General features: G+C 70.5%; 21 protein-coding genes. 3 read left to right on the top strand and 18 right to left on the bottom strand.

The window, feature by feature from the left end:
* Window position 1: 1 nt before the first annotated feature.
* Window positions 2–907, top strand: a complete 906-nt coding sequence (locus Sdi02f_RS09685; RefSeq protein WP_108933276.1) for an IS5 family transposase — start codon at window positions 2–4, stop codon at window positions 905–907.
* An 18-nt stretch (window positions 908–925) separates the two neighbouring features.
* Here the strand turns inward: Sdi02f_RS09685 and Sdi02f_RS09680 are convergent, their stop codons facing one another.
* Window positions 926–1,099, bottom strand: coding sequence for a hypothetical protein (locus tag Sdi02f_RS09680; protein ID WP_051783330.1), 174 nt, complete (start codon window positions 1,097–1,099; stop codon window positions 926–928).
* A gap of 207 nt (window positions 1,100–1,306) precedes the next feature.
* Window positions 1,307–2,332 (bottom strand): AraC-like ligand-binding domain-containing protein, encoded by a 1,026-nt coding sequence (locus Sdi02f_RS09675; protein ID WP_108933087.1) that lies wholly within the window; start codon window positions 2,330–2,332, stop codon window positions 1,307–1,309.
* Between the two features lie 638 nt (window positions 2,333–2,970).
* On the opposite strand from Sdi02f_RS09675, the gene Sdi02f_RS36340 reads away from it, so the two are divergent.
* Window positions 2,971–3,369, top strand: a complete 399-nt coding sequence (locus tag Sdi02f_RS36340; protein ID WP_245962167.1) for a hypothetical protein — start codon at window positions 2,971–2,973, stop codon at window positions 3,367–3,369.
* A 10-nt stretch (window positions 3,370–3,379) separates the two neighbouring features.
* Here Sdi02f_RS36340 and Sdi02f_RS09665 read toward each other — a convergent pair whose 3' ends face one another.
* The 13 genes from Sdi02f_RS09665 to Sdi02f_RS09605 all read right to left on the bottom strand — a co-directional run bounded on the left by Sdi02f_RS09665 (window position 3,380) and on the right by Sdi02f_RS09605 (window position 13,211).
* The gene (locus Sdi02f_RS09665; RefSeq protein ID WP_108933085.1) at window positions 3,380–3,874 is read right to left on the bottom strand and encodes a hypothetical protein; all 495 of its coding nucleotides are present in this window, start codon (window positions 3,872–3,874) and stop codon (window positions 3,380–3,382) included.
* Between the two features lie 5 nt (window positions 3,875–3,879).
* The gene (locus Sdi02f_RS09660) at window positions 3,880–4,446 is read right to left on the bottom strand and encodes an OmpA family protein (protein ID WP_420707399.1); all 567 of its coding nucleotides are present in this window, start codon (window positions 4,444–4,446) and stop codon (window positions 3,880–3,882) included.
* A gap of 53 nt (window positions 4,447–4,499) precedes the next feature.
* Window positions 4,500–5,078 carry a hypothetical protein gene (locus tag Sdi02f_RS09655; RefSeq protein ID WP_063885167.1) on the bottom strand — a complete coding sequence of 193 codons (579 nt, stop codon included), beginning with the start codon at window positions 5,076–5,078 and terminating at the stop codon, window positions 4,500–4,502.
* A 38-nt stretch (window positions 5,079–5,116) separates the two neighbouring features.
* Window positions 5,117–5,695 (bottom strand): pilus assembly protein TadG-related protein, encoded by a 579-nt coding sequence (locus Sdi02f_RS09650; RefSeq protein WP_063885168.1) that lies wholly within the window; start codon window positions 5,693–5,695, stop codon window positions 5,117–5,119.
* A gap of 17 nt (window positions 5,696–5,712) precedes the next feature.
* Window positions 5,713–5,913 carry a hypothetical protein gene (locus tag Sdi02f_RS09645; RefSeq protein ID WP_053666237.1) on the bottom strand — a complete coding sequence of 67 codons (201 nt, stop codon included), beginning with the start codon at window positions 5,911–5,913 and terminating at the stop codon, window positions 5,713–5,715.
* A gap of 268 nt (window positions 5,914–6,181) precedes the next feature.
* Window positions 6,182–7,084, bottom strand: coding sequence for a DUF5936 domain-containing protein (locus Sdi02f_RS09640; RefSeq protein WP_108933084.1), 903 nt, complete (start codon window positions 7,082–7,084; stop codon window positions 6,182–6,184).
* A gap of 18 nt (window positions 7,085–7,102) precedes the next feature.
* Window positions 7,103–8,053, bottom strand: coding sequence for a type II secretion system F family protein (locus Sdi02f_RS09635; protein ID WP_030400832.1), 951 nt, complete (start codon window positions 8,051–8,053; stop codon window positions 7,103–7,105).
* A gap of 9 nt (window positions 8,054–8,062) precedes the next feature.
* Complete coding sequence (locus tag Sdi02f_RS09630; RefSeq protein ID WP_030400833.1) at window positions 8,063–9,400, bottom strand: TadA family conjugal transfer-associated ATPase; 1,338 nt, start codon at window positions 9,398–9,400, stop codon at window positions 8,063–8,065.
* Between the two features lie 18 nt (window positions 9,401–9,418).
* The gene (locus Sdi02f_RS09625; RefSeq protein ID WP_030400834.1) at window positions 9,419–9,781 is read right to left on the bottom strand and encodes a TadE/TadG family type IV pilus assembly protein; all 363 of its coding nucleotides are present in this window, start codon (window positions 9,779–9,781) and stop codon (window positions 9,419–9,421) included.
* Between the two features lies 1 nt (window position 9,782).
* A complete protein-coding gene (locus Sdi02f_RS09620; RefSeq protein ID WP_030400835.1) occupies window positions 9,783–10,184 on the bottom strand; it encodes a TadE/TadG family type IV pilus assembly protein in 402 nt (133 codons plus the stop codon).
* Window positions 10,181–11,464, bottom strand: a complete 1,284-nt coding sequence (locus Sdi02f_RS09615) for a CpaE/TadZ family protein (RefSeq protein ID WP_108933083.1) — start codon at window positions 11,462–11,464, stop codon at window positions 10,181–10,183. Before Sdi02f_RS09615 ends, Sdi02f_RS09620 begins: the two co-directional genes overlap by 4 nt.
* 7 nt (window positions 11,465–11,471) lie before the next feature.
* Window positions 11,472–12,179, bottom strand: coding sequence for a Flp pilus assembly protein CpaB (gene cpaB, locus Sdi02f_RS09610; protein WP_108933082.1), 708 nt, complete (start codon window positions 12,177–12,179; stop codon window positions 11,472–11,474).
* A 72-nt stretch (window positions 12,180–12,251) separates the two neighbouring features.
* Window positions 12,252–13,211: a hypothetical protein gene (locus tag Sdi02f_RS09605; protein WP_108933081.1), complete on the bottom strand. Its 960-nt coding sequence runs from the start codon at window positions 13,209–13,211 to the stop codon at window positions 12,252–12,254.
* A gap of 305 nt (window positions 13,212–13,516) precedes the next feature.
* Here Sdi02f_RS09605 and Sdi02f_RS09595 point away from each other — a divergent pair, with 305 nt between their 5' ends.
* Window positions 13,517–15,229: a chitinase gene (locus Sdi02f_RS09595; RefSeq protein WP_030400839.1), complete on the top strand. Its 1,713-nt coding sequence runs from the start codon at window positions 13,517–13,519 to the stop codon at window positions 15,227–15,229.
* Window positions 15,230–15,301: 72 nt separating this feature from the next.
* Here the strand turns inward: Sdi02f_RS09595 and Sdi02f_RS09590 are convergent, their stop codons facing one another.
* The 3 genes from Sdi02f_RS09590 to Sdi02f_RS09580 all read right to left on the bottom strand — a co-directional run bounded on the left by Sdi02f_RS09590 (window position 15,302) and on the right by Sdi02f_RS09580 (window position 19,192).
* Window positions 15,302–16,204, bottom strand: a complete 903-nt coding sequence (locus tag Sdi02f_RS09590; RefSeq protein WP_234319772.1) for a hypothetical protein — start codon at window positions 16,202–16,204, stop codon at window positions 15,302–15,304.
* Window positions 16,205–16,406: 202 nt separating this feature from the next.
* Window positions 16,407–17,726, bottom strand: a complete 1,320-nt coding sequence (locus Sdi02f_RS09585; RefSeq protein WP_159042865.1) for a hypothetical protein — start codon at window positions 17,724–17,726, stop codon at window positions 16,407–16,409.
* 143 nt (window positions 17,727–17,869) lie between these two features.
* Entirely contained in the window at window positions 17,870–19,192 is a 1,323-nt protein-coding gene (locus Sdi02f_RS09580; protein WP_167458148.1) for an Nramp family divalent metal transporter, read from the bottom strand.
* Window positions 19,193–19,252 lie beyond the last annotated feature (60 nt).

Below are 19,252 nucleotides of genomic sequence, written 5' to 3'. Positions count from 1 at the left end.
TCTGATAATTGATCTTGTGGCAGGTCGAGGTGAATTGGCAGATGCGGCGTGGGAGCGAATTGAGCCCCTGTTGCCGCAGTTGGACGGGCGCGGCCGTCCGTGGCGTGATCACCGGCAGGTGGTCAACGGCGTCCTGTGGCGACTGCGGACCGGGGCTCCTCGGCGCGACCTGCCGGAGCGGTACGGGCCGTGGCAGACCGTCTACGAGCGGTTCGCCCGCTGGGAGGCCGACGGCACGTGGGCGAAGTTGCTGGAGTACGTCCAGGTCCGTGACGACGCGGTGGGCCGGGTGCAGTGGACCGTCGCCGTTGACTCCACGGTCAACCGGGCCCACCAGCACGCCGCGGGCGCCCGTAAAAGGGGGACGCGGCCGGGGACGAACTGGATGATCCGGGCCACTCGCAGGCGGCGCCAGGCCCTCGGCCGGTCCCACGGCGGGCTATCCACCGAGATCCACCTCGCCGTCGACGGCCGGGGTCTGCCGCTGTCGATTGTGCTCACCCCCGGAAACGCCCACGATGCCACCGCGTTCGCTGATGTCCTTGACGGCATCCGCACCCCGCGGGTGAGCACAGGACGGCCGCGCACGAGACCGGATCGTGTGTTGGGTGACAAAGCCTATTCCAGCAGGGCCATCCGTCACCTGCTGCGGCATCGGGGCATCGCCGCCACGATCCCCGAGCGCCGTGACCAGGTAGCCAACCGCCGACGCCGGGGACGCCGCGGTGGCCGGCCACCCGCCTTCGACACAGAGATCTACCGCGACCGCAACGTGGTCGAACGATGCTTCGCCCGCCTCAAGCAGTTCCGTGCAATCGCCACCAGGTTTCACAAGCTCGCGGACCGCTACCGCGCAGGAGTCATCCTGACCTCCCTGATCCTCTGGCTCCGCGAAGCGGCCAGGTGATCATTTGTCAGACAGGCTCTAGTCGTGCGTGACGTCGACGGGGTAGTCGCCGCACCCCTCGAAGACGCTCGGGGTGCCGTGCGTGATCACGAGCAGGTACGAGGTCGGCACGAAGGTGCAGTCCTTCTCCTTCCACTGCACGGCGAAGACCGTCCAGAGGACGACGAGGACGACGACCACGAGGGAGGGCACGCTCCGCGTCCTGTGCCACGAGCTGTCGCCGTGCGCCGGTCCGAAGGCTCCGGAACCTCCCGGCGGTGGTCCGCTCGGGGCCGGTGAACGCTCCCAGGGACGTCCGCCCTCGGGCTCCCCCATGCCGTTCGGTGTCATCTCCTGGGCCCTCTCCCCGCACGGTGCCGTTTCGTCGATTCACCGTGCCGGGCGTCGGTGTCCGTGTCCTCAGCGGGGAGTGCACGCTTGTTTGTCGTGGGGTGCAGTGCGCGCTTCGCTGGGGGTGATGCCGTACGCCGCGCGGAAGGTGCGGCTGAAAGCGGCCGGGTGACGGAAGCCCCATCGGCCGGCGATCTCGCCGATCGTGCGGTGCCGTAGGCGCGGATCGGCCAGGTCCGTCCGGCTGCGTTCGAGTCTGCGGCGACGGATCGTGGCGCTCACCGTTTCGGGCTCCTCCTCGAAGAGGGCGTGCAGGAGGCGTACCGATATGTGATGGTGTGCGGCTATCGTCGCCGGGCCCAGGTCCGGCTCGTGCAGGTTGTGGTCGATGAAGGCGTTGATACGGGCGAGGAGCACCCGTTGGCGGCTCTCGACGGGCAGCGTCGGAGCACTGTCGAGTCGTGCGGCGAGGAAGGTGACCGCGAGGTCTAGGGCCACGGTTCCCAGGCGGCGCAGCTCCTCCGGACCGCAGTGCGCGGCGTTCTCGCGCAGGCCCGCCAGGTAGGAGGTGAGCAGCGCGCCCACGCCGGTCCGGGCGGCCAGCGGGGTGGCCACCAGGCGGTCCGTTTTGTGGCTGGGCAACGGCACCGCCGCTCGGGGCAACCGCAGCACGCTCACCCGCGAGTGGCGGCCCTGGTCCTGGAACTCGCAGGCCAGGGGCTGCGACGTGTCGAAGAGTGCCACGTCTCCCGCGCGGAGCAGGGCGTTGTTGCGGCGCTGTTCCAGGCCGATGGGGCTGCCGTGGACGAGGAAGAGGAAGTAGTTCTCCGGGTCGGACGAGCGGATGTGCTCCGGTGTCCGTCGCGCCGACATCGGTGAGAAGGAGAAGGCCGAGAACACGGTGTCCACGAGCTCCAGAGCGGTCACCTCGCCCTTGAAGTCGTGCGAGTGTTCACTCGCCAACGACACAGGCATCACCGCCCTGCCCACCATGTCCCCCCACCAGCCGAACCCCTCGGGTCCGCTGACGCTGTCCGTGGAGAGGAACACCGAGGCCCCCGCCCCGGTCCTCCCCACCGCTGTCCCCCGCTCCATGCCCCATCACCCCCGCAGCAGTCGCACCTCTGTCGCCATTCTCCGCCGCTGTCCCGCGCCGCGGGAGCACTCGACCGGTCAGTTCGTGCGGGGCGCGCCCAACGTCAAGAAAGTCTGCGCGCTCGGTCGAGGACAAGGGCGCGGGTGTGCCGGACAGTGGTGAGCCCGGTCGGTGGCGGAGAGGCGTGGTAGGGCAGTTGAGCGGTTCCAGTGGCGGCGCCTCACCGGCGCGGCGCATGGGGGAGGTGGCGGCGGTGGTCTCGGCGATCACGGCCGTCGCGGGGCTGCTCCTGGCGGTCTTCGGGGTACCACTCGTGGGGGGCTCTTCGCCGCTCGGCCGGGGTGCCGCGGCCGACGGGACGTCGACCACCGAATCGGTCGCTGCCCCGTCGGCTTCGGCGTCCCCATCGGTATCGGTGTCGGCGTCGGCATCGGCGTCCGGGGCTGCCAATGGCCCGGATTCGGGTTCGGATTCGGGTTCGGCTTCCGATTCCGGTTCCGATTCGGGTTCGGGTGCTGCGTCCGCTTCCGCTTCTGCGTCCGCCTCGTCGTGCTCGCCCTCCCTGCCCGAGGACTGGCACCGGGTCAAGGAGGCCGCTCTGACCGCCTGCTTCGGCCGGCCGGGCGGATGGAGCGAGGTGCCGGCCAGCGAGGTGCAGAGCACCTGGCGTTCTCCGAACGGCGAGTACGACCTGAGCATCAAGCGGGACAGGTCGTACGGGTCGACTCCGCAGGCTGCCTCGGCGGGTCAGTTGGCCTGGTACCGGGACTCGCCCGAGTCGTCCATGGCGGACCTCGAGGTCACCACCCACACGACGCGTCAGAACGGCCGGGACGCCCTCTGGATCGAGATCGACTATCACTGGGTGAAGCAGAGCGAACCCCGCAAGCGGCTGGAGGTCTTCGTCGCCGGGAGGGCGGGCTACGTGTACCAGTTGCTGGTCGACACTTCGGCGACCGCGCAACGCCTGGCCGAGCAGACCCGCCTGTTCGCGACCGCGCGGAAGAGCCTTCTGATCGACGTCACCGCGACGTGACGTGTCGGCGTCAGCTTTCTCGGGGCGGGACGATGTGGAGGAGTGCCGTGCCGTCCGTGCCGGTCGTCGCCTGGATCACGACGGCGCCGGGCTGCGGGCTCGGGCGGGCGGGGCCGAGGGCGCCGCAGGAGTTTCCGCTGCCGTGTGCGCGGAGGTACGTGAGACAGCCTTGGCCGGGGCCGTTCGCGCCGGTTTCGGAGCGGTTGTTGCCCGACGTCACCTCGTACTCGATCTTGTTGGGGGCGACTTCCGTCACCGACAACGTTGCCCTCGTGATGCCGTCCGGGCCGGGGAAGTCGATGGTCACGGGGGTGGTCACCGTGATCTCGCAGTCGCCGTCGGTGCAGGTGTCGACGGGGGTGCCGTCAGTGCTGTGGGCTGCGGACGGTGGCGGTGCCGGAGTTGTCGCGGTCGTTTCGTGGGCAGGGCTGCATGCGGCCGTGGTGAGCGCCGTCAGTGCCGCGAGGATCGCCGGGGTGGTGCGTGAGCGCGGGTGTTTGTTCATGTGCGTCAAGGCTCCGAGCGGGGGAAGGAGACCTCCACCCTGCGGTTCTTCTTGCGGCCGGCTTCCGTCGAGTTGTCGGCGATCGGGTACTGCTCGCCGTAGCCGCGGACCTCGTACGTGATGTCGGCGTCGTTGAGGGACTGGGACAGGACGTCGTGCACGGCGTTGGCGCGGCGCTTGGAGAGTACGTCGCCGTGGGCGGAGGAGCCGAGGTTGTCGGTGAAGCCGAAGACGCGGACTCTCGTGGCGTTCTGATTCTTGATCTCTTCGGCGATGCCCCTGATGCGGGACTTCGCCTCGGCGCCGAGCTTCGAGCTGTCCTTGCCGAAGAGGACCTCGGCCTGGAGGGCGAGCGTCACGCTGGTGTTGGTGTCCTCGCGGCGTTCGTCACCGCTCTGTTCCTCGACGACCGACTTGATGTCCAGGACCTTCGCCTGCGCGAGCGTGGCGCCGTCCGGCAGCTTCAGGTCCGGGTCGTTGGGGTCGACCTTTACGGGGGCGGAGGCGGAGGGCTCCGTCCCCGGGGGATCATCAGCCGCGTAGGACTGGGTCGTGCCCACGCTGGCAGCCATCAGGACCGATGTGGCGAGAAGCGCCGTGACACGGATACGGGTCATTGTTCGCCTCATCCAGAGATCTCAATGAGCCCGGAAGCGAAAGTGGGAAGTTGAAACGTGACCTTGCTCGTATCCGTGGGTGGCGCCGGGAACTGCATGAAGACAGGGATGGATGCTCCTGGCTTGATGCGCGGCATATCTGTGGTCGTCAGCGGGCGGCCGTCGGTGTCGCGCAGCACGTAATAGCGCTTCTTCTTTCCGGGGTCCACGAGTGTGGCACCGCCTAGTGATCCACCATGGCGCATGATCTCTGTTTCGTCGCCTCTGGTTTGAATCGGGACGCGCGCCGCCTTGGCACCATCGTTCTTGATCTCTCCGCTCACTGTCACGAACCCCCCCTCGTCACGTTCGGCGGATGTGATGGAGAGCAGCAGCCCATCCTCACCTTTCAGTTCTGCCAACGGCGTATCGGTCCCTTCTTGTGTGCTGGGATCCGGCTGACCCTCCGCTGTCGCGGAAACCGATGCCTCAGGCTTCTCGTCATCGCTGCCCCCACCGCTGCAGCCGCCGACGCCGAGCATCAACCCGGACGCTACAGTCAACGCAGTCACGGCTCTGCGGATCTTCGCAGCCCGTCGAGTGCTCATCACGCCGCTCCCTTCGTCACTCGTCTCGCTCTTCCGGACTAATTGTCTGCCAAATGCACGTCAAACAGATCTTGAGGCTTCGGCAACTCTGGGAGATCCTCCAGATCGAGTTCCCATTTTTGATCACCGCAGGTGAGGCCTACTGATTCGGCCTTTCCCTCTCCTTCGGGAAGCTCGATGTCACACCGGGGTTCGACGACGGCGAAGGCAGAAGCGTGCGCGTACTTATTCTCCGTCCCGGGGACGATCGACTGTCCGACCGGCTCATCCGACGTGACCTCGACGCGGTACCCCAGTGGACCGTCTGGCGTACATTCATCGACATGGGCGTCGTTCCGTGACGCAAGTTGAGCAGCACGCCAGCACGAGTCGTTGAGGGCCATTCCCACACCGTCGAAAATGCGCTCCCAGGAGGTCGGATCCCGTATGTTGTCCACCCACTCTCCCGCGAGCTGGTCGCGAGTTTCCTGAGCTACAGCGAGGGCGGCCGCGTCGGCTGCTGTTTGCACCCCGCCTCGGTTCGTGGCAGCTTGTCCGACTGCCAGATATGCGAGCGCGAGAAAGAGCAGGCCTGCCACCACTGTGATGTAGATGGGGAAGGCCTGCCCTTCGTCCATTCGGCCGAAGTGACGCGTCAGTCGATGAGCTCGTCGATCTTGTCCGTGATTGCGTTGTAGATCGTCTCGCCGATATCCGTCCCCGTGATCGCCAGCACGATCGCCACCACCACCGCGATGATCCCCAGGTACTCCACCGCCGTCTGACCCTCGTCCCTGCGGCGGGCGGTGGTGAGGGTGTGCAGGTGGGCGGCGGCGGTGTGAAGCCAGTTGGTCATGGTGTTCCCCTCCAGGGTGGGCGGCGTCGCGTTCCTCGTGCGGGACGCGCGGGTGGGTGGCGGTGATCTGCCGGCCGGTCGTGCCGGACGTCATGGCGTCCACGATCTCCACCTCCCTTGCGCTCGGGGACCTCGGCCTGGCGGGAGTACCAGGCAACGACTGTCCCACAGTTGATTGCAAGTGCGAAAGGTATTGCGGCGAAGTAGGGCGAGTGAGTCTCTGGATGGCGGTAGTTGACGTCTTCTGTTCATGTGCAGTCGCACTCCTCTACTCGCCCGTGAGCGTGCCGAAGTCCGTCCCCGAGCCCAGGATCAGGCCCGCGCCGAGGAGGATCATCGTGGCCGGGACCATGAAGGTCGTGATCATGAGCGTGGCCTTGGGGACCGCGCGGGCGGCCTTGCGGCGGGCGTTCTGGGCGTCGGTGCGGCGCATGTCCTTGGCCAGGGAGACCAGGGTCTCGACGATGGGGGCGCCCAGTTCCTCGCCCTGTTGGAGTGCCGTCACGAACATCGCGACCTGTTCCGAGTCGTTGCGCCGGCGCAGCTCCGTGAAGGCCTCCCGGCGGCTCATGCCGAGGTCCATCTGGCGGAGCGTGATGCGCAGTTCGTCGGCCCAGGGACCCTCGTACCGTGTCGACACCCGGTCCAGGGCCTGGCGGAAGCCGAGGCCCGCGCTGACCACCACCGCCAGGACGTCCAGGAAGTCGGGCAGCGTGCGTTCGATGACGTCCCTGCGGATGCGGACCGCCGACCAGAGGCCCACCTCCGTCCAGAACGCCCCGAAGGCCAGCAGCAGGAGGGCGACCACGTACTGGCCGCGCAGGAGGAAGACCAGGAACCCCACGGCGCCCAGGGCGCCGTAGACCGCGCGGCGGGCGGCGTAGCGGTCGATGGTGAGGCCGCCGGGGTTGCCGGCGAGGTCGATCCTGCGGCGGTACCGGGCGACCAGGGCCGGGCCCATCAGGCGCAGTACGGCGGGGGCGTAGCGCATGCCCATGCGGTCGATGAGGGAGTGCGCCGCGCCGGTGCGGGTGGCGCCGACCTCCAGCGCGAGGGCGAGGTCGTCGGGGAGCTTGGCCTCCGCCCGGTACATGCGGATCCCGGCGAAGACGCCCCAGACGCCCAGGGCCATGAAGAGGGCCAGGAGGAGGCCGGGGAAGGGGATGGTCATCGGTGTCTCCGCCTCCTCTCAGACGTCGATGCGGGACATGCGGCGGATGAGGACGAACCCGACGGCGTACAGCGCGAAGGCGGTGATCACCGCGGCCTGGCCGGCCGGGGAGCCCGTCATGCGTTCCAGGGCGCCGTCCTTCACCCCGTTCATCAGCAGCAACGAGCCGACGCCCAGGACGGGGACGGCGTAGGACGTCATCGTGACCTGGGAGAGCTGGGTGCGGATCTCGCGCCGGGTCTCCTTGCGCTCCTCCAGCGTCTCCGTGAGGTTGCGCAGGGCGCCGACCACCTGGCCGCCCGCGCGGTTGGCGAGCACGAGGGTGGTGACCAGGACGACCAGTTCGCGGGAGGGGAGGCGGCCCGCGAGTTCGCCGAGGGCGTCGTCCATGGAGGCGCCGATGGCGAGCTGGTCGGCCACCTTGCCCAGTTCCTCGCCGGCCGGGGCCTCCAGTTCCTCCGCCGCCATGCCGATGGCGGTGCGCAGGGCGAGGCCGGCCTGGGTGGCGTTGGCGAGGATGCGGGCGAGTTCGGGGAGTTGGTTGATGAACTTCTCGATGCGCTTCTGGCGCTGCCAGTTGAGGAACTGGATCGCCACGCCGATGCCCAGCAGGCCCGCGAGGGGGCCGAAGAAGGGGGCCAGGGCCGCCTGGCCGATCAGCCACAGGCCCGCGACCGTGGCCACCATGCAGGCGAAGAACTCGCCGGGGGTGACGTCCAGGCCGGTGGCCGCCAGGCGGCGTTCCAGGTCGCGGCCGAGCCTGGTGCGGCGCAGGCGGCGGTCCAGGCCCGGGAAGCGGCGCCGGCGTCCCGTGACCGGGGTCTGTCCGGCCGCGGTGAGGCGGTCGACCAGGGCCGCGCGCTGGGCCTTGCCGGCGGCGTAGGAGTGCAGGCCCATGACCGCCAGGACGCAGGTCAGCAGCGTGATGCCGGTGGTGAGCGTGACGAGCGTGTCGAGTTCCGGTTCCATCGGGCGGTCCTACCTGGCTTCTCGGGTGGTGAGCTGGTCCGGTGCGTGGGCCACGCCGAAGGCCTGCGGGATGGGCTGGCCCGCCATGTAGAGGCGCTCGGCGGTGCGCTGCGGGAGGGGGTGGTATTCGTACGCGCCGACGACACGGCCGTCGGCGCCCATCGGGCGGGCGTTGAAACGGGCGACGGTGGCCAGGCGGTACGGCTCGCCGCCGTGGCTGGCCAGCAGGGCGATCTCGGTGATGCGGCGGGCGCCGTCGGCGAAGCGGGTGAGCTGGATGATGACGTCGACGGAGCTGTTGATCTGGTCGTGCAGGGCGACGAAGGGGATCTCCACGTCCGACATCGACGCCAGGGTCTGCAGGCGCATCAGCGCGTCCTCGGCGCTGTTGGCGTGGACGGTGGCCAGCGAGCCGTCGTGGCCCGTGGACATGGCCTGGAGCATGTCCAGCGACTCGCCGCCGCGCACCTCGCCGACGACGATGCGGTCGGGGCGCATGCGCAGCGAGTTGCGGACCAGGTCGCGGATGGTGATCCGGCCCTGGCCCTCGACGTTCGGGGGGCGGGACTCCAGGCGGATGACGTGGGACTGCTGGAGCTGGAGTTCGGCCGAGTCCTCGATGGTAATGATGCGGTCGGACTCGGGGATCAGACCGGAGAGGGCGTTGAGCAGCGTGGTCTTGCCGGTGCCCGTCGCGCCCGAGACGATGATGTTGAAGCGGGCCTGCACCAGGCCGGCCAGCAGGTAGAGCATGTTCTCGTCGAGCGAGCCGAGGCCGATCAGCTCCTGGAGGGTGAAGGAGCGCGGGAAGCGGCGGATGGTGAGGGTGGCTCCGGTCAGGGAGAGCGGGGGGATGATGACGTTCACGCGCTCGCCGGAGGGCAGGCGGGCGTCGACCATCGGGTTCGACTCGTCCACGCGGCGGTTGACCGTGGAGACGATGCGTTCGATGGTCTGCATCAGTTGGTCGTGGGAGGCGAAGCGGAGCGGCAACTGCTCGACGCGGCCCGCGCGTTCCACGAAGATGGCGTCGGGTCCGTTGACCATGATCTCCGTGATCGACGCGTCTTCGAGGAGGGGTTCGAGGATGCCGAGGCCGAGCGCCTCGTCGACGACCCGGCGGATCAGCTGGGAGCGTTCGACGGTCGACAGGACCGGGCCCTCGCGGCTGATGATGTGCCCGAGGACGCGCTCCAGGCGGGCCCGGCGCTCGGCCGTCGCGAGCGCGCCCATCTCGGCGAGGTCGATCTCCTCCAGGAGTTTGGCCCGGTAGGAGGCGACCAGGTGTCCGTCCTCGCCCCGGCTGCCGTGCTCCTCGGGCGAGTGGATGCGTGCGCGCAGGCTCATGCGTCCTCGGCTCCTCGGTCAGTGGTCCAGCGGCATGGTGGCGGACTTGCGGGCCGGGTCGAAGTCCCAGCCCGGCACGATCGACGGGATGTCGACGGTGGCGACGACCGTCACCTCGTCCCCGCCGTACGACGGCGTGCAGTGCGTGCCGCCGGCCAGCCGGCCGCTGACGGCCGCCGCGCACGCCGCGTCGGCGCTCTCCCGGAGCGAGGCGCTGCGCGCTCCCGCCCGGGCCGCGGTGCCGGCCTGCTGGGCGGTGTAGGCGATGAGGCCGAGCTGGACGACGGCCATGCCGACGAGGACCAGGATCGGGAGGAAGCCGAGGTACTCGATGGCCGCCTGGCCCCGGTCCCGGGCGCGCCCCCCGCGGGTGTACGGCATCTCAGTCGTCCTCCTCTTCCACGGCCCCCGCGTGGCCGTGCACGGTGAACGGGACGCTGAGGGTGCCCGGGAACAGGAGGGGGACCTTGATGCGCACGTCGGCGGTGACGTACCCGCCCGCGCTGCCGCAGTTCACCTCGGCGCCTCCCTCCCAGGAGCCCGGGAGCTTGTCCAGGCCCGCCTCCCGGCAGGCCCCCTGCCGCGCCCCGCGCTCCGCGGCCGTCGCCGCCCGTACCGCTTCGTCGGCAGCATTCCCCGCGAGCGTGTACGTGTATCCCACGAGCACGAGTTGCCACAGCACCACCAGCGTCGCGACGATCACCGGGGTCATGCCGAGGAACTCGACGGTGACCTGGCCGCTCTCCCGGTCCCGGGCCGGTGCCCGGCCGCCTAACGCGCTCACCCCGCACCGTCCTTCCGCCGCCGGAAGCCGGCCGTGCCCCGGGCACCGCGGTCGCCCCGGGCACCCCGGTCCCCGCGCAGGCGCCCGTGGCCCTTGCGGCCCCCCTCGGGCACGCCGGCCAGGCCCAGTTCGCCCGCGAGCGCCCACAGGGCCTGCTTCACGGTGCTCCTGGCGTCCAGTTCGTGCACGCGGCCCGCGTCCACGGCGCCCTGGAGTTCCTTGTAGTTGGCCGGGACCGTGGTGGCGGCGATCGCCGTGCCGGTGATCCTCTGGATCAGCGGGGGCTGGATCTCCGTGCCCCGGGTGTGCCGGTTGACGACCACGGTGGTCTCCTCCGCCTTGCGGATCTGCAGCCGGTCCCACATCCGCACCGCCCGCTTGGCCCCCCGTACGGCGAGCACGTCCGGGGTGGTGACCAGCAGTGCCGTGTCGGCCGTCTCCACGGCGGCGGCGCCGGCGGCGCCGAGCTGGGCGCCGCAGTCGACGACGAGGACCTCGTAGCGGGAGCGCAGGGCGCCCACGACCTGGCGGGCGGCGCGGTCGGTGACCTCCTCGCCGCGTTCGCCCTCGCCGGGGGCGAGCAGCAGCGCGAGGCCGCTGTCGTGGCGGAAGACGGCGTCGGCCAGGACGCGCGGGGAGAGGTCGGTGATGGCGGCCAGGTCGGCCACGGACCGGCGGAACCGGACGTCCAGGTAGGAGGCGACGTCGCCGCTCTGGAGGTCCATGTCGAGCAGGGCGGTGGAGCGGCCCGACGCCCGTGCGGCCAGGGCCAGTTGGATGGCGGTGAGCGTGGTGCCCACCCCGCCCTTGGCGCCGCTGACGGTGACGACGGTGCCGCCGGTTCCGGTGAACACGTCGACGGCGCTGCCCAGGTGCCGGCGTACGCCCGCCGACCACTGGGCGACCGCCTGGACGCGGCTGGCGAGTTCCTCGTAGCCGAGCGGGAGGGCGACCAGGCCGCGGGCGCCGTAGTCCATGGCGGCCTGGAAGAGGCCGGGGCCGGGGTCGGAGGTGACGAGGATGACGCCGACGGCCGGGAAGCGCAGGGCGACCTCGCGGATCAGCTCCAGGGCCGGGACCGGACCGATGCGCTCGTGGACGATCACGACCTCGGGCAGTTCGTCGACCGACTCGGCGGCGAGGCGGGCGAGGGTGTCGACGAGCTGGGTGGAGTCGGCGACCGGCGTGACCGGTTCGGCGTCCGGGAGCTGGCCGAGCAGCGACGTGAGGGACCGTACGGCGTCCGGGTCGCCGACTGCCGGGAGGATCCTCGTGGCCATGCGGCTCTCACTTGTCCTTCGCGAGTTCGTACGTCCGGTCCTTGTCCGGGACCGTGGTGTCGCCGCCGGGGGCCACCAGCGCGAGCCGGACGCGCCGCGCGAACGACTCGGCGTAGGTGAGGCGTTGGGCGTCGATGGTGGACAGGGCGAAGGTGATGGGGACGGCGTCGGTGCTCCGGCGGTCGCGGCTGTCCGCCTCGGGCTCCAGCGAGGTGAGTTCACCCACGTCGATGACCTTGGCGTTGGTCACGACGATCTTGGACTGGTCGGGGTCGCTCTCGCGCTGTCCCTCGAAGGTGGCGTACACGTTGACGGTGGCACCCGGGGTGATCTTCCCGGCGACGCCGGTCGCCGCGTCGATCATGATGGCGACCTCCTGCTGCCCGGGCCGCAGCGCGGGCGTGTCGACGATCATGTCGGTCTGGAGCAGCGACCCCGCCTTCAGCCTGGTCACGGCCGTCTTGCCGCGGACCTGGGACAGGTCGGTGACGGCGTTGTCGGACAGCCAGCGCTCGGGCATCTCTATCTTCTCGAACTGCGCGGCCCCGAGCTCCGTGTAGGGCTCGATGTCGGACTTCAGCCGGTACGCGGTCACCTCGGGGCCGACCTTGGACTTCACGTCGTTGACGACGGACAGCACGCCGGCGAACGCGCCGAGGGCGCAGAGGACCGACAGGATCAGCAGGACGATGCCGCGGCGCTGACGGGAGTTCATGGGCCGTGCAACCTCATTGGGGTGGTCGGACGTCCGGGCGGACGGGGGCTGGCGGGCGGGGGCGGTAGCGGCCTACCCCGTCAGGGCGCGTCTCTCACGCCGGCGGCCCAGGGCGGGGTCACGGCGGTGGTCCAGCGCGCGGTCCCGGCCGCCGCCGGCGGGGCCGCCCGAGGCGTCGCCGCCGTGGTCGTCGTAGAGCGGTGGTGTCGCGGAGCAGAACACGCAGCGGTCGCCGATGACGTCGAGGCCGCACCAGTGGCAGGCGCTCTGCCGTACCGACGTGACCAGTTGGTAGAGGACCGAGAGGTCGGGGAGGTAGGCGCAGAACTCGGTCAGCCGCCCCGTCCCCCACCAGTCCGGGGACTCCGCGGGCAGCGGCGTCTCACGCAGCGCCTGCACCCGCCAGGACGGGGCGAGGGTGCCGGTGACCCAGTCGGACGGGAGCTGCCCCTTGGCGACCAGCAGCGAGGTGCCGAACTCCGGTCCGGTCAGGGCGGCTTCGGGGCCGATGCGCACCAGTTGCGGCTCGGGGTGGGCCACGACGCCGAACTGGCTGCCGGGCACCCAGGACCTCGCGTGCGCCTTGAGGTCCACCGGCACGCGGTCGAGCCGGGTGACGGAGCCGAGCAGGGCACCGGCGTGGATGTAGTGGGTGAGCAGGCGGCCGGCGGAGGCGAGGACGCCGGGGCCGAGGTCGCAGGAGGCCAGTTGGCGCAGCTGGCGGGCCAGCACGGCGATGCCGAGCGGTGGCAGGGGCGGCCGGAACAGGGCGATGCGATCGGTCTCCAGGAGGGCGCGGACGGTGTGCAGGCGCCGCTCGACGCCCGCCGGGACGGCCTGGGAGCACACCACGATCACGTGGCCGCACTGGTCGGCCAGGGCCTGGAGCTCGGCCAGCACCTGGTCCAGGGGGCGCCGGTCGACGTCCTGGAGCACGGCCGCGGGCAGCGTCCGTTCGTCCTGCGGCGGCAGTGCCAGGTCGGCACTGGTCACGGCGATGGCAGTTGGCACGCGCGGCTCCCCGTCTCCCATGCCCGTCGGTCCGCCGGCGTTGCTCCGGCACCCCGGATGACTTCACTGCGTGACTACGTGAGCACTGTATCCACGCGTCTGTGACCGGAGAACAGCGTTTCTACAGCTCTGGAACAACTTGTGTTGCACAAGGTGCGCCAAAACAGGACAGGTTGAGCATTTTCGAGGACACCTCGCTCACCACGAGCGGGCCGCGAACTTGGTCCGTACCTACCTCTTGACACCTTCAATTGGTCTGGACCACCTTGTAGTTCAGCGGTGGCCACCGTCCCCCATCCCGCCCCACTTCCCCACCGGAGGCAGCAGTGGACCCCGTACGCAGACGGCGCGGCAGACGTCTCGGCACCTTCTCGGGCGCCGTCACCGCCGCACTGGCGCTCGCGTTCACGGCGGTCGGCCCGGCATCGGCCGCCGACGTCAACAACGCCAAGAACGCCGGTTTCGAGTCCGGTCTGAGCAACTGGACCTGTTCCGCGAACAGCGGCGCCACCGTCGCCTCCCCGGTGCACGCGGGCTCGGCGGCCCTGAAGGCCACCCCGGCGGGGCAGGACACCGCCCGCTGCTCCCAGAGTGTCGCGGTGAAGCCCAACTCGACCTACACGCTGAGCGCGTGGGTGCAGGGCGGCTACTCCTACCTGGGCGTGACGGGCACCGGCACGACCGACGTGTCGACCTGGACGCCGGACTCGGCCTCCTGGAAGCAGCTCAAGACCACCTTCAGCACCGGCTCCTCGACGACCTCGGTGACGGTGTACACGCACGGCTGGTACGGGCAGGCGGCGTACTACGTCGACGACCTGTCCGTCTTCGGCCCCGACGGCGGTGGCGGCGACGGCGGCAACCCCGACCCCACGGCCCCCGCGACCCCGGCCGGCCTGAGCGTCTCGGGCACGACGCCGAACTCGGCCTCCCTCACCTGGAACACGGTCTCGGGCGCCACCGGTTACCACGTCTACCGCGACGGCACCAAGGTGACCGCGGTGACCGGCACCTCGGCGACGGTGACCGGCCTGGCGGCCTCGACGTCGTACTCCTTCCAGGTCACGGCCGTGAACGCGGCCGGTGAGTCGGCGAAGTCGGCGGCGGTCACGGCCCGCACCACGGCGCCGGACGACGGCGGAGGCAGCGGCACCCTGCCCAAGCACGCGGTGACCGGCTACTGGCAGAACTTCAACAACGGGGCGACCGTCCAGAAGATCTCCGACGTGCCCTCCGCGTACGACATCATCGCGGTCTCCTTCGCCGACGCGACCACGACGCCGGGCGCGGTGACCTTCAACCTCGACTCGGCCGGGCTCGGCGGCTACACGGTCGACCAGTTCAAGGCGGACGTGCGGGCCAAGCGGGCCGCGGGCAAGAAGGTCATCATCTCGGTGGGCGGCGAGAAGGGCACCGTCTCGGTGAACAGCGCCGCCTCCGCGACGAACTTCGCCAACTCCGTGTACTCCCTCATGCAGGAGTACGGCTTCGACGGCGTCGACATCGACCTGGAGAACGGTCTCAACCCGACCTACATGACCCAGGCCCTGCGCGCCCTGTCGGCGAAGGCGGGCCCGGGCATGATCCTGACCATGGCCCCGCAGACGATCGACATGCAGTCGACGCAGGGCGGCTACTTCCAGACGGCGCTGAACGTGAAGGACATCCTCACGGTCGTCAACATGCAGTACTACAACAGCGGCACGATGCTGGGCTGTGACGGCAAGGTGTACGCCCAGGGCACGGTCGACTTCCTGACCGCCCTGGCCTGCATCCAGCTCGAGGGCGGGCTCGCCCCGTCCCAGGTCGGCCTGGGCCTGCCGGCCTCGACCCGTGCGGCGGGCGGCGGCTACGTCGCCCCGTCGGTGGTCAACGCCGCGCTGGACTGCCTCACCAAGGCGACCAACTGCGGTTCCTTCAAGCCGTCGAAGACGTACCCCGACCTGCGGGGCGCGATGACCTGGTCCACCAACTGGGACGCGACGGCGGGCAACGCGTGGTCTAGCGCGGTGGGGGCCCACGTGCACGCGCTGCCGTAGCCGGGGCCCGGGGCCTCGTGCGCCCGTCCCTTCCCCACCGCGGCGACGGCGGGAAGGGCGGCCGCACGAGGCTCAGCCGCCTCTCTCCACGGGCTCGCCCGGCAGGAACTTCTGGCGCGCCCACAGACTCAGCAGCACCGTCCCGCCCACCAGCAGCGGTACCGGGTCCCGGGCGTCGGGGGTCAGGACGTGCCCCAGTGCCATGACCGTGCAGACCGTCAGGGGAACGAACGCCGCGGCGCCCTCCATCCCCCAGCGCAGCGTCGGCCGGGCGGTCCCGAGGACGCCGGCCCCGCCGGGCAGCCACGGGCCGACGGCGATCACCAGCAGGCCCACGGTCTTGCAGCCGGCGACCACCTCGGCGGCGTCCGCCCCGAGCCGGTGCGGGCCGACCGCCCACAGCCGCATGGTGTCGCCGAGCAGTATGAGGGAGAGTCCGGCGGCCCCCGCCCACACGGTGGCCCTCCGGTCACTGCGCACGAGGCGGCACAGGGCCAGCAGAAAGCTGAGGAAGACCAGCTCGGCGGCCCACAGGAACCCCACCATCCCCTCCCCCAGCCGCCAGCCGCCGCCGGCCCCGCGCAGCAGGACCCACCCCGCCATGAACAGGGCTCCCGCCGCGACGAACCCGTCGCACACCCTCCGCAGCAACTCGGGACGCCCGGCGCCGGCGTCCGCCGCGAGAACCAGACCGGCCGCCGCCAGGCCGACCGCCAGCGGCGCTCCGACGGCCACCACCGGCCCCGGCAGCGGTCGCCCGTCAGGCCCGGCGGCCGAGGGGTCCGTCGACAGCGCGTCGGCCAGCAGCCGGTAGGCGCCCCCGGCCACCGCCGAGCCCGCGAGCAGCAGCAGTCGCGTCCGCACCCGTCCGCCGGCCCACCGCGCGCGCAGGGCCAGCGAGGCCGCCAGCAGACAGCAGCCGACGGACGGCCCGAAGGACACCGTCCGCGCCACCGCGCTCTCCAGCCCCGACATCGGGTGAGCCTTTCGCCGGTCCTGCTCCCGAGGGCCCTCCCCGTGGCCCGCGCATGCCGTCACCGAACGTAGAAGACGGACCACCCGTCATGAGGCGGGCCACCGGCCCGTTCACCCGTACCGCGTACGGCAAGGGGCCTCCGCATGTCGCGGGGCTGACGCGGGCCAGGACGCGGAGGGCGCGGTGCCGCGGACCGGGACGCTAGATCGGCTCCCACTCGGACTCGGACTCCGCCGGGTCCTGGTCGGCGTCCGCACTCTTGTAGTCCTTCGGAAGGTAGAGCACGAGGGCACCGGAACTTCCTTCGTAGAACCTGGCGCCGGGGGCCTTGGCCTTGATCTTGCTTTCCACGTACTTGCGGGCCTCCGGGACCTCGGCCAGCCACTTCGGCATGATCCAGTTGCGGAAGAGCATGCCGTGTCCGCCCGAGGCGGCCACTCGGTAGCCGTACTTGCTGCCGATGAACTGGTTCGCGGCCTCGAAGGCCCACTGGCAAGCCGCGCAGGCCAGCTTGACGCCGCCCATGTCCACGGTCTTCATTCCCTGCTCGCGCTGTCGCGGATTGGCCTTCCAGTCGGCGATGTGCTGACCGAGCAGTGTCATTTCGCCGTGCTGCGAGCCGGGCTGGCCGCCGTTGTTGTCCCCGACACCGGAGCCGCTCCAGTCCGGGTTCTTCAGGGCTTTGGCCACTGCGCCCAGCTGCGGCCTGTTGTACGCGCCCTCGAAGTAGTCGCCGGCCTGCATCGCGCGGACCTTGTGGAGGTCCTTGTCCATCCGCCTCTGTCCGTAGGGCTCTACGGACTCGTCCTGTACGTCCGCCAGTTCCTGGTTGACATTGTCCCGTTCGGCCCCGGTGACATGGGACCGGCCGGTATTGCCGGCAATGCCCAACCGGCCGTTCGGCATGACGGAGGTCGCCAGGTGCGGCGTGCCTTCGGGCCGGATCTGGCTCATCCCGAGGCGCCCCAGCCGGTCGAGCATCCGCAGTTCGGGAGAGCGACCTGTCGAAGCCGGGCCCGGACCCTTCTTCCTGCGGTACGCCCGGGCCTTGAACACGGGAACCTGGCCGACATCGGTGTAGTGCTTGGCGGCGTACTCCGCCTCGAGTTTCGGCTTCAGGAGGAGGCGTTCCCCACCGTGGGCGGGGCGCATCGTCTCCGGGTCGGGCTGCCCGCCCTGCCACTTGCCGGTGGTCGCGTTGAACCACTCGGTCGGCTTCGCCTCCTCCTTCGGCCCCGCGCCGCCGGGGGCGGGCGCCCGCTGGACCGTCGGAGTGCCCGAAGCGGCGGCACCCGCGCCCGTGCGGCCGTGACCGCTCCCTGCGCCGTGCCGGTGCCTTGACTCCTCGACCACACGGGTCGTCGCGGTGTTCCCGATCGCGCGCTGAAGAGCCAGGGCAGCCGAAGGAGCGGACGGGTGGCCGGGCTGCAGCTCCGGACGCCCGATTGCCGGTCTGCCGACTGCCGGTGCGCCCTTGCGGGTTTCCTTGCCGAGTGCTTCGGGCAGGTCGTGCGCGCGCAATGGGAATCCTCTCGGGACCCGGGACGGTCCTCTTCTTCGTACCGCGCCGGAAGACTGCGGGCCAGAGCGGTTCGGGCACGGTGCGTTCGCGCGTTCCTGCCCTTCGAGTCAGCCGGCGGTGCCCGTTCGGACCTGCCCGGAGGTCAGAAGAACTCCCCCCACGGCTGGTCCCAGATCTGTTTCACGCACAGGACCAGGAACAGCAGCCCCGCGACGGTCAGCATCCCGTTGCTGACGCCGCCGTTGCGCCACTCGCGGGGTGTGCGTGAGGAGTTGAGCAGCCACATCAGAGTGAGGGCGAGGAAGGGCATGAAGGCGGCGCCCAGGACGCCGTAGATGATGATCAGGCGGAAGGGCTCGTCCTGGAAGAGCAGGATGATGGGCGGGAAGGTGAGCCAGAGCAGGTAGGCGCGGAAGGCCCAGGAGCGCTCGCGGCGGCCGGAGGCCAACTCGTCCGCCCTGGCCTCGCGTTCGCCGCGCCGGCGGGCCAGGAAGTCGGCGAACATCAGGCTCACGCCGTGCCAGACGCCGATCAGGGAGGTGAAGGAGGTGGCGAAGAAGCCGATCAGGAAGAGCTTGCCGGTGGCCGTGCCGTACTCCTGCTCCAGGATGCCGCCGAGCTGGATCAGGCCCTTGTCGCCGCTCGCGATGGCGATGTTCGCCGAGTGCAGCAGTTCCGCGCCGACGAAGAGCATGGCGATCACGAAGATGCCGGTCGTGGCGTAGGCGACCCGGTTGTCCAGGCGCATGACCTTCATCCAGCCGGTGCTGGTCCAGCCCTTGGCGTTGACCCAGTAGCCGTACGCGGCCAGCGTGATGGTGCCGCCCACGCCGCCGATCAGGCCCAGGGTGTTGAGGACCGAGTCCTTCTCGTCCGGGAGGACCGGGAGGAGGCCCGCGAAGGCGTCGCCCAGGTGGGGCGTGACGCGGATGGCCAGGTAGACGGTCACGACGAACATGACGCCCACCAGGACCGTCATGACCTTCTCGAAGACGTCGTACTTGTTGAACCAGACGAAGACCAGGCCCACCAGGCCGCAGGCGATGCCCCACCATTCGAGGTCCATCACGTCCGGGAAGAGGGCCTGCAGGGGCAGGGCGCTGGACGACATCGCCGCGGCGCCGTAGACGAAGCCCCAGATCACGGCGTAGACCGCGAAGAACCACGTGGTCCAGGGGCCGATGCTGGCCCAGCCGTCGAAGAGCGTGCGGCCGGTGGCGAGGTGCCAGCGGCCGCACGCCTCGGCGAGGGAGATCTTCACGAGGCAGCCGATCACCGCGGCCCACAGCAGGGTGTAGCCGAAGTTGCTGCCCGCGATGAGGGTGGCCACGAGGTCGCCGGCGCCCACACCGGTCGCCGCGACGACGATGCCGGGACCGATGGAGCGCCAACTGGACTTGCGGGGGGCCGCGTCGGCACCGCCCGTCACGCCTGTGCCCGAGGTGTTGCCCGTGGTGTCCGCCATGGGGGTCAAGAAAGCCCATGACCGCCGGTGCGGCAAGAGGGCGTGCACCGATCTTCACCC

This window comes from Streptomyces ardesiacus, from assembly GCF_003112575.1.
Lineage (GTDB): Bacteria > Actinomycetota > Actinomycetes > Streptomycetales > Streptomycetaceae > Streptomyces > Streptomyces ardesiacus.
Note: the sequence above shows the minus strand (reverse complement) of the source record. Positions and strands in the feature narration are given on the sequence as shown.